The organism is Flavobacterium sp. N2270 (genome assembly GCF_025947225.1).
Classification (GTDB): Bacteria; Bacteroidota; Bacteroidia; order Flavobacteriales; family Flavobacteriaceae; genus Flavobacterium.
The window spans coordinates 601,733-615,564 of the sequence record NZ_CP110005.1 but is presented as its reverse complement, the minus strand read 5'-3'; the positions used below and the strand labels follow the sequence as shown (position 1 = coordinate 615,564).

12 protein-coding genes are annotated in these 13,832 nt (G+C 30.1%); 9 read left to right on the top strand and 3 right to left on the bottom strand.

Going from position 1 to position 13,832, the window contains the following annotated elements; all coding sequences use genetic code 11:
• The first annotated feature begins 31 nt into the window (after positions 1–31).
• The 7 genes from OLM55_RS02880 (at position 32) to OLM55_RS02850 (ending at position 7,849) form a co-directional block, all read left to right on the top strand.
• Positions 32–457, top strand: a complete 426-nt coding sequence (locus OLM55_RS02880; protein ID WP_264559916.1) for a hypothetical protein — start codon at positions 32–34, stop codon at positions 455–457.
• A 38-nt stretch (positions 458–495) separates the two neighbouring features.
• A complete protein-coding gene (locus tag OLM55_RS02875) occupies positions 496–936 on the top strand; it encodes a septal ring lytic transglycosylase RlpA family protein (protein ID WP_264559915.1) in 441 nt (146 codons plus the stop codon).
• A 109-nt stretch (positions 937–1,045) separates the two neighbouring features.
• Positions 1,046–1,537, top strand: coding sequence for a GbsR/MarR family transcriptional regulator (locus tag OLM55_RS02870; protein ID WP_264559914.1), 492 nt, complete (start codon positions 1,046–1,048; stop codon positions 1,535–1,537).
• 7 nt (positions 1,538–1,544) lie between these two features.
• Positions 1,545–2,654, top strand: coding sequence for an efflux RND transporter periplasmic adaptor subunit (locus tag OLM55_RS02865; protein ID WP_264559913.1), 1,110 nt, complete (start codon positions 1,545–1,547; stop codon positions 2,652–2,654).
• Between the two features lie 18 nt (positions 2,655–2,672).
• Positions 2,673–5,819: an efflux RND transporter permease subunit gene (locus OLM55_RS02860; protein WP_264559912.1), complete on the top strand. Its 3,147-nt coding sequence runs from the start codon at positions 2,673–2,675 to the stop codon at positions 5,817–5,819.
• Positions 5,820–5,828: 9 nt separating this feature from the next.
• Positions 5,829–7,220 carry an efflux transporter outer membrane subunit gene (locus OLM55_RS02855; RefSeq protein ID WP_264559911.1) on the top strand — a complete coding sequence of 464 codons (1,392 nt, stop codon included), beginning with the start codon at positions 5,829–5,831 and terminating at the stop codon, positions 7,218–7,220.
• 44 nt (positions 7,221–7,264) lie between these two features.
• The gene (locus tag OLM55_RS02850) at positions 7,265–7,849 is read left to right on the top strand and encodes a TetR/AcrR family transcriptional regulator (protein ID WP_264559910.1); all 585 of its coding nucleotides are present in this window, start codon (positions 7,265–7,267) and stop codon (positions 7,847–7,849) included.
• 1 nt (position 7,850) lies between these two features.
• Here the strand turns inward: OLM55_RS02850 and OLM55_RS02845 are convergent, their stop codons facing one another.
• Positions 7,851–8,318, bottom strand: coding sequence for a CYTH domain-containing protein (locus tag OLM55_RS02845; protein ID WP_264559909.1), 468 nt, complete (start codon positions 8,316–8,318; stop codon positions 7,851–7,853).
• 71 nt (positions 8,319–8,389) lie between these two features.
• Between OLM55_RS02845 and OLM55_RS02840 the strand changes: the two genes are divergently transcribed.
• Together OLM55_RS02840 and dinB are read left to right on the top strand one after the other, a co-directional pair.
• Positions 8,390–10,420: a site-specific recombinase gene (locus OLM55_RS02840; RefSeq protein ID WP_264559908.1), complete on the top strand. Its 2,031-nt coding sequence runs from the start codon at positions 8,390–8,392 to the stop codon at positions 10,418–10,420.
• A 23-nt stretch (positions 10,421–10,443) separates the two neighbouring features.
• Positions 10,444–11,544, top strand: a complete 1,101-nt coding sequence (gene dinB / locus OLM55_RS02835; RefSeq protein ID WP_264559907.1) for a DNA polymerase IV — start codon at positions 10,444–10,446, stop codon at positions 11,542–11,544.
• 50 nt (positions 11,545–11,594) lie between these two features.
• Here dinB and OLM55_RS02830 read toward each other — a convergent pair whose 3' ends face one another.
• Entirely contained in the window at positions 11,595–12,353 is a 759-nt protein-coding gene (locus tag OLM55_RS02830; protein WP_264559906.1) for a Bax inhibitor-1/YccA family protein, read from the bottom strand.
• A 44-nt stretch (positions 12,354–12,397) separates the two neighbouring features.
• Positions 12,398–13,822 carry a pyruvate kinase gene (pyk, locus tag OLM55_RS02825; protein WP_264559905.1) on the bottom strand — a complete coding sequence of 475 codons (1,425 nt, stop codon included), beginning with the start codon at positions 13,820–13,822 and terminating at the stop codon, positions 12,398–12,400.
• Between the last annotated feature and the right edge of the window lie 10 nt (positions 13,823–13,832).

Here is a 13,832-nt window from a genome sequence, read left to right as displayed (position 1 = left end):
AATTATATTTGTTAAACTAAAACACCTATTTATGTATCAAATTTTACAACCTGCACATTCAATATTTGCTTATATTGTTTTATCTATTTTACTTTTAGCATCTATTAATGCCATTTCTGGAGTAGTTTCAAAAAGAGTATTTAGCACAAAAGATTTAAGAATCTCTTTATTTACCATAATATTAACTCATTTTCAATTACTTATTGGATTGATACTCTATTTTATTTCTCCTTTAGGTTTTGATTCTGCAGGGAATATGAAAGACGCTGCTTTAAGACTTACTTCTATAGAGCATCCGTTAATAAATATTATAGCAATTGCTTTAATCACTATAGGTTGGTCTAAACATAAAAAAGAAGAAAGTAATAATGGTAAATTTAAGAAAATTGCTCTCTTTTATACGTTAGGGTTAGTTTTAATATTAGCTAGATTACCTTGGGCAAGCTGGTTTAACTAATTGGCACTATTTTTGAAAAATCTTAAATAAAAATTTTTATGAAAAAGTATTTAAGATATTTTTTAATCATTCTTTTAGGGTTTTTTACCCTTAGTTTTTCTTTAAAAGAACGTTCTTTTAAAAAAGAAGATATAGTTCTTTCTGTTTTTCAAGATAGCTTAGAAACACATAAAACTAAATTATACAAACAAAATGTTCATGCATCTTATTATTCAGATAAGTTAAATGGAAGAAAAACAGCAAGTGGACAAGTGTTTAGTAATTCTAAATATACTGCAGCTCATAAAACCTTAAAATTTGGAACAAAACTAAAGGTAACCAATACGGTAAATAATAAATCTGTTATCGTTACAATTAACGATAGAGGTCCATTTACAAAAGGAAGAGAAATCGACCTCTCCAAAAAGGCCTTCATGGAAATTGCAAAAAACAAACAAAGAGGAGGTTTAATAGTAAACCTTGAAATAATAAAAGAATAAAAATCAGCGAAAGCTGATTTTTTTTTTGCTATAAAGTTTAACAAAAAATTATGTTCGGTTAGTTCGGTAATTTGTGAACCAAATTTATCTTTGTAAAAAAATAATCAAGATGGAGGCAGAAAAACAAGAGATTATTGAAATGTTTGGAGTACACTTCGAACAGCTTTATAACATTCCACCTTTAGCAGCCAGGATATTAGGTACATTAATTATTGATGGGTGTAAAAGTGGTTTAACCTTTGAAGAATTAGTTGAAAAGATGCAAGCTAGTAAAAGTTCAATTTCAACAAACCTAAACTTGCTTCAAAAAATGGATAAAATAAACTATTTCACCAAAATTGGGGATAGAAAAAAATATTTTAAAGCCGCTCCTTTAAGTCAACGACTGAATAATTATTTAACCTTAGTAAATAATGAAAAAATTCTAATTGATAAAATTATAAGGTATAGAGAAAAAAACATCTCTTGCTCACAGGAAGAAATTAATTTGCAAAATAGTTATGCATATCGGGAGCATATGTTAAAAGCGGAACAACTTTTAATGACTACAATAAACAATTTTAAAGAAATAGAAATAAAAAATCAATCCAATAAAAAATAGTATCAAAATGAAAAAGAAAGCATATTTTTTAAGCAGCTTAATACTAACAATTAGCTTGCTTTCTTGCAACAATAAGCAAGATGTTAAAAAGGAAAATACTCCAATGTCTTATAAGGTCGTTCAAGTATCAAATGAAAACACAACACTTTTAGCAGAATATCCAACTAAATTAGAGGGAATTACCGATATAGAAATTCGTCCAAAAGTAGATGGATATATTGAAAAAATCTATGTAGATGAAGGTCAAGAAGTAAAAAAAGGACAAATACTATTTAAATTAGAAACCCAAACCGCTACTCAAGATGCCGCTGCCGCTAAAGCAAAAGTTGATGCCGCTTTAGTTGAAGTTAACAGATTAAAACCACTTGTTGAAAGAAAGATCATTAGTGATGTTCAATTAGCAACAGCTAATGCAAATTTAGCTAATGCAAAAAGCACCTACCAAAGTATAGTTGCAAGAATTAACTATGCTACAATTAAAAGCCCTGTAAACGGAATTGTAGGAACATTACCTCTAAGAATAGGTAGTTATGTAAGTAGTCAAACCGCAGAACCCTTAACACGAATTTCAGATATCAGTAAAATATATGCTTACTTTTCAATCAATGAAAAAGAGCAATTAGATATTATGATGAATGCTGAAGGAAAATCATTTCAAGATAAAATTAAAAAAATGCCAGCAATAAATTTGGTTTTAAGTAATGGATCGATTTATCAAGAAACTGGAAAAATCGAAACTTTCAGCGGTCAAGCAAATACACAAACAGGCTCGTTTAATGTAAGAGCTAGTTTTCCAAACCCAAATAAACTTTTGCGTTCTGGAGGTAGTGGAACAATTCAAATTCCTACAAATTTAAAAGATGTGACTTTAATTCCACAAAGTGCCACTATCGAATTACAAGATAAAAGAATTGCTTTAATTGTTGATAGTGAAAGCAAAGTTAAATTTGTTCCTATCGAAGTACGCCCAGTACCAGGTGGAAAATATTTCGTAGTTGATAAAGGATTGAATGCCAATGATAAATATTTAGTTGAAGGTGTCGGTATCATTACAGAAGGAACTCCAATAAAACCAGAAATTACCAGTTTAAAAGAATTAGATACGCCTAAAAAATAATCAAAAAACCAATCAATTATGTTTTCAAAATTTATTGACAGACCTGTATTGTCAACGGTAATTTCTATTATTATCGTGATATTGGGAATTTTAGGATTAATTACTCTTCCAGTATCTCAATATCCAGAAATAGCACCTCCAACGGTTACGGTTTCGGCAAGTTATCAAGGAGCTAGTGCAGAAGTTGTAATGAATTCGGTTGTAATTCCCTTAGAAGAACAAATTAATGGTGTGGAAGATATGAGTTACATGACTTCCACGTCTAATAATGATGGTTCTGCCAGCATTAATATTTATTTTAAGTTAGGTACAAATCCAGATTTGGCAGCGGTAAATGTTCAAAATAGAGTATCTAGAGCAACTTCATTACTTCCACAAGAGGTAACTAAAGCCGGAGTTACCACCTCAAAAAAGCAAAGTGATAATATTTTAATTGTTTCACTTTACAGTGAAAATCCGGAATATGATGATACGTTTCTTCAAAATTATGCCAACATCAATATTTTACCAAAAATTAAACGTGTAGCTGGAGTTGGAGATGCTGTAATATTTGGACAAAGAGATTACTCAATGCGTATTTGGTTAAAACCAGATATCATGGCTTCTTATAGTCTAGTACCATCGGATATAACTGCTTTGTTGGCCGAACAAAATATTGAAGCTGCACCTGGACAATTAGGTGAAAGCGGTGATCAAACATTTCAATATGCTTTAAAATATAAAGGAAGATTAAAAAGTACAAAGGAGTTTGAAGATATTGTAGTTAAGTCTACTGAAAATGGAGAAGTACTTCGTTTAGGAGATGTGGCTAGAATTGAATTAGGAGCTGTTAGCTATGCTGGTAGTGCGAATACTAACGGTAATAAATCAGTAGCCATAGCTATTGCTCAAACTGCTGGTTCAAATGCACAAGAAGTAATAGAAGGTTCTTTAAAAGTTTTAGACAATTCATCAGTTAATTTTCCTAAAGGTGTAAATTATGCAACTTTGATTAATGCTAATGATTTCTTGGAAGAATCTATTTCAAAAGTAATTAGCACTTTAATTGAAGCATTTTTATTAGTGTTTTTAGTGGTTTTTGTATTCTTACAAGACTGGAGGTCTACGCTTATTCCTGCTATTTCTGTACCTGTTGCCATTGTTGGAACTTTCTTTTTCCTAAGTATATTTGGTTTTACAATTAATTTACTTACACTATTTGCATTAGTACTTGCTGTTGGAATCGTAGTGGATGACGCTATTGTAGTTGTGGAAGCCGTGCATGCCAAAATGGAAGCTGGAGAACACGACCCTAAAAAAGCAACTCATAGTGCAATGGGCGATATTAGTAGTGCTATTATTTCTATAACTTTGGTTATGTCGGCTGTTTTTATCCCTGTATCATTTATTAGTGGGTCAGCGGGTGTTTTTTATAAGCAATTTGGATTAACCTTAGCTGTAGCTATTGTTTTATCTGCTGTTAATGCTTTAACATTATCACCTGCATTATGTGCTATTTTCTTAAAGCCTCATAGTGAAGAAGAAAAGAAAAAAGGATTCTTACAACGTTTTTATACCGCATTTAACGTTGGTTTTGAAGCTACAACTGTAAAATATAAAAGAGGAGTTGAATTTTTTATTAAACGCAAATGGGTTGCCTTTTTGGGGATTGCTGTTTTTGCAGGAATATTTATTTTACTTTTAAACATTACACCCAAAGCATTTGTGCCAGGGGAAGATACTGGAGCAATTTTATCAGATGTTTCACTTCCTCCAGGAACTTCATTAGAACGAACAGAAGAGGTGTTATTGCAAATTGAAAATCAAGTAAAAGATATTCCCGAGATTAAAGAAGTTTTACGTATATCTGGTAGAAGTTTAATTAGTGGTACCGGAAGCAATTATGGAATGGTTATCGTAAAACTAAAACCATGGGCTGATCGTCCTGATGCTAACCAAGAAATTACGGCTGTTGTTGGGGAATTGTTTAAACGTGCATCAGTTGTAAAAGATGCAAAAGTATTGTTTTTTGGACGTCCAACATTGGTAGGGTTTGGATTTACCAATGGATTTGAATTTCAATTACAAGATCAAAAAGGAGGAACTATTAAAGAATTAAGTGATGTAAATAATAAGTTTTTAGCTGCTTTAAATAGCCGTCCAGAGATTAAATATGCTGCAACTTCGTTTTCACCTAATTATCCGCAATATCTAATTAACTTAGATGTACCAAATATTAAGAAAGCTGGCTTGTCAGTTACAGATGTGTTAGGTACTATGCAAGGGTATTATGGAGGAGTTTACGCTTCTAACTTTAATAAATTCGGAAAACAATATAGAGTTGTTTATCAATCTGACCCTAATTTTAGAGCTGACCCTGCTTCCTTAAATAGCGTTATGGTACGTAATGATAAAGGCCAAATGGCTCCAATTTCACAATTTGTAACATTGGAAAAAGTATTTGGTCCTCAGGCAATTGATCGTTTTAATTTATTTACTTCTGTAAAAGTTACAGGTGCTCCTAATGATGGATTTAGTACTGGAGATGCTATTCAAGCTGTACAAGAAGTTGCTACTGAGAGTTTACCATTAGGGTATGGTTATGAGTTTTCTGGAATGACACGTGAAGAGATCAGTGCTGGAAGTCAAACATTATATATTTTTATGTTGTGTTTGATATTTGTGTACTTCTTGTTAGCTGCTCAATATGAAAGTTATATGTTGCCGTTTGCAGTGTTATTATCATTGCCAGTTGGTTTAGCAGGTGCTTACATTTTTGCCTATTTATTTAATGTAAGTGATAATATTTACCTTCAAATCACTTTGATTATGCTTATAGGTTTATTGGCTAAGAATGCTATTTTAATTGTAGAATTTGCAGCAGAAGCCCGTAGAAAAGGTTGGAGTATTGCACAAGCTGCAATTCAAGGAGCTACGGCTCGTTTACGTCCTATTTTGATGACATCGTTTGCCTTTATTCTTGGGTTATTGCCGTTAATGTTAGCAAAAGGTGCTGGAGCTGTTGGAAACAAAGCTATTGGTACTGGAGCAATTGGAGGAATGTTAATTGGAACTATTTTAGGGGTTTTTGTTATTCCAGTTTTATTTATCATCTTCCAAACTTTACAAGAAAAAGTTAGTACAAAGACTATTGAAACCACTAAAGAAGATACTGAAAATTTATAAGTAATTATCATGAAAAAACAACATATAATCAAAGGAAGTCTTATAGTTTTTACCATGTTTGTAGTACAATCATGTTTTGTAGCTAAAGATTACAAGAAGCCAGAAGTTAATATAGACAACCTTTATAGAACAGAACAAGCTATAGATAGTACATCTTTAGCAATGGTATCTTGGGATAAACTTTTTTCTGATCCAAAATTGCAAGGATATATTACTGAAGGTTTGCAAAATAATTTAGACATGAAAATTGCTTTGCAAAATATGGCAGCTGCTGAAGCCATGATGAAGCAAGGAAAAGCAGGTTATTTTCCAACAATTAATGGAAACGCAACTTGGACACATCAAGAAACTTCAGAGAATAGTCAATTTGGGACTTTATTTAGTAGTATAGATCAATATGAATTGTCTGCAAAATTATCTTGGGAAGCTGATATTTGGGGAAAAATAAGAAGTAATAAAAGAGCTTCGGTAGCTCAATATTTACAAACAGAAGCGGCTAAACAAGCTATTCAAACAGAATTGGTAGCCAACATTGCTTCTTTATATTATCAATTATTAGCTACCGATGCGCAAATTAATGTAGTAACTAAAACTATTGAAAACCGAGTTAAAAGTGTTGAAGTAATACAAGCCTTAAAAGAATCTGGAAGCGTAAATGAAGTGGCTGTAAAACAAACAGAAGCTCAAAAATATGCTACAGAAATCATTTTAAAAGACTTAGAGTATAATCGTAAGGTTTTAGAAAATTCATTTAATCAACTTTTAGGTAAAACACCAGGAACTGTTGAACGTTCAATTTTTGAAAATCAAGAAATTAATACCGATATAAAAGTAGGTTTGCCAACTTATTTATTGAGTAAAAGACCCGATGTAATTACTGCTGAGCTAAATTTTAGAAACTCATTTGAATTAACTAATGTTGCAAAAAGCTATTTTTATCCTTCGTTAACATTAACTGCAACAGGAGGTTTACAAGCTCTAGAGTTGGAAGACTGGTTTAGTACTAAATCAATTTTTGCGAACGTAATAACAGGTTTAGCACAACCAATTTTTAATCAACGACAAAACAAAACACGTTTAGAAGTTGCCAAGGCAAATCAACAAAAAGCTTATTTGCAATTTGAAAAATCTTTATTAGTAGCAGGTAAAGAAGTTTCCGATGCTTTAGCAAATTATGAAAACGAAACTCAAAAGTTAACTATTCGTAAGAAACAATTGGTAGCACTTCAAGCTGCAGCTGATTATTCTGACGAATTGTTAAAGTATGGAATGGTAAATTATTTAGAAGTTTTAACTGCAAAAGACAATGCTCTAAATACAGAAATAAATTACATAGACAATAAATATAAACAACTTAATGCTGTTATTAATCTCTATAAAGCATTAGGAGGAGGTAATTGATTTAAAAAATCCCTGCGAAAGCAGGGATTTTAATTTAATTAAAAATGAGAGAAGAAATAATTCAAAAAGCATTAAATCATTTTCTTAAAAATGGAAGCAAAATTATTACAATGGATGATATTGCTAATGAATTTGGATTGTCTAAAAAAACCCTTTATACTTTATTCAAAAATAAAGAAGCTCTCATCACTGAAGCAGTTAATTTATTGTGGAATGATTATTTAAAAGATGTTCAAGAGATACTAGAAAGTGAAGAAAATCCAATTAAAAAAATCATCTTAATTTATAAAAGAGCTATTGAAATTGTGAGCAGCATTGAGCCAATATTTATTGTAAGTTTAAAGAAATATCACAATAAAATTATGTGTTTATATGTGGCTAATAGAAATGCTTTAATAGATGATTTTATTTTACCTTTATTAGAAAAAGCTCAGAAAGAAAGTCAAATAGACTCAAACGTAAATCTACTCTTATTTTGTGAAGTTAATTTCAAATATTTTGATGAAAGAATTTGGAAAAATAATTTTTTACATAAGTATTCAAAAGAAGAAGCATTAGAATATTTCATCACCAGAAGATTAAAAGGAATTCTTTCAAAAGATTTTTTGTATTTGACGGAAATAAAATAATCTACCAATTTTTATAAGGATTTTTACTTAAATAAGCATTATAATATCGTTCGTCACCAGTAACTTCTTTTCCAAGCCAACTTGGTTTTTCAAAAGATTCATTTTCATTTGTTAATTCAATCTCTGCAATAACTAAACCTTTATTGTCTTTTGCAAAAACGTCTACTTCATAAACATGAACACCAACAATTACTTCATATCTAATTTTATCAATTACACCTTTTTCACATATACTTAATAAATTTTCAGCATCAGTATAAGAAATTTCTTTTTCCCATTCAAAACGACTTAAACCACTTTCATTGCTTTCTCCTTTGATAGTTAAATAACCATTTTCTCCTTTAAGACGAATTCTAACGGTTCTTTTCGGGTCAGATGACAAATAACCTTGAACAATTCTATTTCGTGTTTTATATTGCTTTAAAAAAACATCTGAATTTACTAAAAATTTGCGTTCAATTTCTATCATGGGTGTTGTTTTTTTTATATTTTCGACTAATTTAAGAAATGATTTTTTAAAATAACTAATTCATTCTATTTATGAATGTAAGGCATCAGTTTCAACAGGATAAATCTATCAAGGAACTCTTTGAAAATCATTTCGATAAGGATACTTATGCCGACGAAAAACTATTGTTTTTAGTTGATTTAATTCATGTCATTAGGCCAAAAAAACCTAAAGAAATTCAACAAGTTTCATTAATAGATTTCATTAATTTTCTTAAAGATAATCCCGTTTACATTTCTCTTTTTAGAAACTACTTTAAAACGATAGTAAATAAGAATAAATTTTCTCGACTTTTAACCGATTCTGGAATTCTAAATGATAATCATTTTGTAACTGAAATTAAAAAAAGAATTTTTGATAAATTTTTACCTTTTCAACCCGAAAAAGGAACGCTACAATTTGTTTTAAATCAGGTTTTTTATTTAAGTACAGATCCAATTTGGATAAATAAGATTCCTTATAACGAAATTGTAATTGTATACGAATTGTTAGGTTTCAAAGATATTTATGGAAACATAAAAGAAGAAACCCCTTTTTCTGAAATCATTTTAGCGATGCAAATTTTAGCACAAAGAATGAGTGGAAGAGCTTTAGAAAATGATGTAATAAAAATGGTTCCCGAATATTCTAATTTTGAAAGTCCTTTTTTAGGTTTTGAAAAAGAATTAAATCATCTAGAACATATTATTCGCACTAATAATTATCATTATATTAATTCATCTGAGCTGGTTTATAAGCAACTTTTGTTATTACATAAACAATGTGATGATTTTGTAGATAAAGCCTTTTTAAACAGCTCTAAATACGGAATTTCATTAACGGTTAATCAAAGTTTACTGCGCATTAGACAACAATTGGTGCGTATTAAAGAATTATTGCCGTTAATAGTAGTTGAAATTGAAGAAGATAAAGTTAGAAACAGCACCTTAATTTTGCTTAAATTAATTCGATACAATTGTTATAAAAATAATATCAGAAAATTATTTTTAGAAAGCACTCAATTAATTTCTTATGAAATAACACAACACACAGCAAAATCGGGCCAAAAATATATTACAGATGGCTATAAAGAATATTTTACCATGTTTTATAAAGCTATTGGTGGAGGATTTATTGTTGGTTTTTTGTGTTTATTTAAATTGTTGTTTTCAAAAGTAGATACTTCGGCTTTTGGTCATGCTTTTTTATATAGTTTTAATTATGCTTTTGGATTCATTCTAATTTTTTTATTAGGGTACACTTTAGCTACAAAACAGCCTGCAATGACAGCTGCAACTATAGCACAAACATTAGAAGAAGGCATGAAAAATAAAAATCAAGCCAATGATAAACATAAGTCGTTTGCCAAATTATTTGCACGTATATTTCGAACACAATTTATTGCTTTTGTAGGTAATGTGCTTTTTGCTTTTCCTGTTTCTTTACTTCTAATTTGGTTTTTAGATTTTTTATTAGGAACTAATTTAGCGGAAGCAAAAGCCGAAAAATTAATATCTGATTTAAGTCCCATTCATTCTTTAGCTCTTTTACATGCTGCAATTGCTGGAGTTTTCTTGTTTTTATCAGGAATTATTTCTGGTAATATTTCTAACAGAAACAAACATTATCAAGTAGCTTATCGTATTCAAGAAAACCCTTTTTTAAAACAAACATTTGGAATTCAAAAAACAAAAAGTATATCTAATTGGGTGAATGAAAATTGGGCAGGTGTTGTTTCAAACTTATGGTTTGGAATTTTTCTTGGAAGCACGGCTTCACTCGGCATTTTCTTTGGTTTAAATTTAGATATTCGTCACATTACTTTTGCTAGTGGAAATTTTGCCTTGGGTTTATACGGAAGTCATTTTACCATTAATTTTTGGTCGTTTTTTTGGTCTATAATTGGAATTGGCTTAATAGGTTTTATCAATTTTATAGTGAGTTTTACTTTGTCAATGCTTTTGGCATTTCGCTCTAGAAATATTCCATTGTCAGAATTGCACTTATTGAATAAATCAATTTTTAATTACTTTAAGAAAGCACCTTTAAACTTCTTTTTTCCACTAAAAGATAAAGTAATTTAATAATTTTACAGAAATAGAATTACATGTCATTTCCACAACGTAAAATAATTCATGTTGATATGGATGCCTTTTACGCCTCTGTAGAACAAATGGATTTTCCTGAACTAAAAGGAAAACCATTAGCTGTTGGTGGAAGTGAAACAAGAGGTGTTGTGAGTGCAGCAAGTTACGAAGCTAGGAAATTTGGAGTTAGAAGTGCCATGAGTGGTATTCAAGCCAAAAGAAATTGCCCAGATTTAATTTTTGTTAGACCACGATTTGATAGATATAAAGAAATTTCTAAAAAAATTAGAAAAATTTTCTTTGAGTACACAGATTTAGTCGAACCTCTTTCTTTAGACGAAGCATATTTAGATGTTACAGTGAATAAAAAAAATAATCCTAGTGCATCTTTAATCGCTCAGGAAATTAGAAAGCGCATTTTTGAAGAAGTTGGATTAACTGCTTCTGCTGGAATTTCCGTAAATAAATTTGTAGCTAAAATTGCTTCTGATTATAACAAACCAAATGGACAAAAAACGGTAAATCCAGATGAAGTTGAAGCTTTTTTAGAAGTATTAGATATTAAAAAATTCTATGGAATAGGTAAAGTAACAGCCGAAAAATTTTATCAATTAGGTATTTTTACGGGATATGATTTAAAACAAAAATCTTTAGAATATTTAGAAAAATATTTTAAAAATAGTGCTCAATATTATTTCAATATTTCTAGAGGAATTCATAACAGTCAAGTAAAACCCAATAGAACAGTAAAATCTTTTGGAGCAGAAAGAACTTTTAATGAAAATCTCTCGTCTGAAATTTATATGGAAGAACGTTTATTAAATATCGCAACCGAATTAGAAAAACGATTGCAAAAAAGTAAAATTTCAGGACGAACAATTACTTTAAAAATCAAATATTCTGACTTTTCTTTACAAACTAGAAGCAAAACCCTTCAATATTATATTAGTGATAAGCATTTGTTATTTGATGTAGCAAAAGAACTTTTATACCAAGAAAGATTAAAAGATTCTGTTCGTTTATTAGGTATATCCGTCAATAATTTGAACAATGAAGAAAAGAAGGCTAAAGAAATCCCTAAAAGTGTTTCTGTTCAATTGCAATTTGATTTTAAACCATAAAAAAACCATCAAGTTAAATTGATGGTTTTGTATCTATAACTTTGCTAAACTTAATCTCTACTTGACAATTTAGAAAGTAAACGTAAAAATTCAACGTATAACCATACTAATGTAATCATTAATCCCATTGCACTGAACCATTCCATATATTTTGGCATTTGTTTAGCCGCACCTTTTTCAATTTCGTCAAAATCTAAAAATAAATTTAAAGCTGCAATAACAATTACAAAAACACTTATTCCTATACTCATTAATGAATTACCATGATGAACCGCCTCAAATGTGATGAAAAAAGACAAAATCCAAGACAATAGATAATATGTCATAATAGCTAAAGTAGCAGCAATTACAATAGATTTAAAACGTTCAGTTACTTTTACAATTTTGTATTTGTATAAAGCAAAACATACAATGAATGTAATAAATGTGCAACTTACAGCTTGTATTACAATTCCAGGGTATGATGCTTCAAAAAATGCAGAGATTCCACCAATAAATAAACCTTCAAACAAAGCATATCCTGGTGCGACCCAAGTAGATGTATGAGGTTTAAAAGCAGCAATAAGCACTAAAATAAAACCAACAATTGCTCCTCCAATTGTAAGTACTAGAGGATTATAACCATTAAATGCTAACCACCAAGTAATACACGCTGTAGTAAGTAACATAAATAATAACATGAAACTTTTGTTAATCGCTCCACTTACAGTCATTGTTTCTTGTTGTATGGCAATTGTTTCATCAGCATTTTTACTTGTATTAGTAAATGCTTTACTTCCTAAAAAAGGATTTTTTGATTCAAATTTCATATAAAAAAATTATAAATGTTTATTATTTCAAATGTAAATAAAATTTATTCGATTTCTGATACTCTTAATGTATTTACCATACCTTTTTTAATAATAGGCATTGCGGCAAGATTAATAATCATATCGCCTTTTTCAACATGTCCATGTACTTTGCATATTAAGTTGATGTCTTCAACGGTATCATCGGTACTCACAAATTTATCATAATAGAAAGCTTTAACTCCCCAAAGTAAATTTAATTGAGTTAAAATTCTTTTATTAGAAGTGAAAACTAAAATAAGTGAATTTGGTCTCCATGCTGAAATTTGAAAAGCTGTATAACCACTATTGGTTAACGTTGTTATTGCTTTTGCATTTATATCATCGGCCATAATTGCTGCATGGTAGCAAATAGACTTTGTTACAAATCGATTTGTTCTAATATAAGGAGCGTTTAAAGGCACTTTAATTAAAGGTGAATCTTCAACACTTCTAATAATTTTTGACATTGTTTCTATTACTTGAACTGGATAACTTCCTACTGATGTTTCTCCAGAAAGCATAACTGCATCTGCACCATCCATTACTGAGTTGGCAACATCATTTACTTCTGCTCTAGTAGGTGTTAAACTTGTAATCATTGTTTCCATCATCTGTGTTGCCACAATTACTGGAATACGAGCTGTCTTTGCTCTATGGATTAGTTTCTTTTGAATTAATGGAACTTGTTCTGCTGGAATTTCAACACCTAAATCACCACGAGCAACCATCAATCCGTCACAAAAAGCAACAATTTTGTCTATATTTTCAACAGCTTCAGGCTTTTCAATTTTTGCAATGATTGGAATTTTATGGTCAGAATGTTTTACAATTAAATCTTGCAATTGCTCTAAATCTTCGGGAGTTCTAACAAAGGATAGTGCAATCCAGTCTACTTTATTTTCAATCGCAAATAATGCGTCTTTTATATCTTTTTTTGTTAAAGCTGGTAAAGAAACTTTTGTGTTAGGAAGATTTACCCCTTTTTTAGATTTTAAAGGTCCGCCTTGAACAACTATTGCTTCAACTTCAGTTTTTTTATCGGTTTTTACAACTTCAAAGATTAATTTTCCGTCGTCTAAAAGAATTCTTTCACCTGGATTTACATCTTTTGGAAATTCTTTGTAATTCATGTACACCTTTTCTGCAGTTCCTAATATGTCTTCTGCAGTTGTAAATGTAATTTTATCGCCTTTGCTTACAATTACATCTTCTTTCATTACTCCAACTCTTAGTTTTGGTCCTTGTAGATCGGCAAGTATTGATGTTGTGTAGTTAAATTCAGCATTTAATTCACGAATAGTATTTATTCTAGCTAAAACATCTTCATAGTCTGCATGAGAAAAGTTAATTCTAAAAACATTTACTCCTGCGTCAATCATTTCTTTAATAGTTTCTTTAGTGCTGCAAGCAGGACCTAAAGTTGCTACAATTTTAGTTTTTTTATTCATTTATATTTTA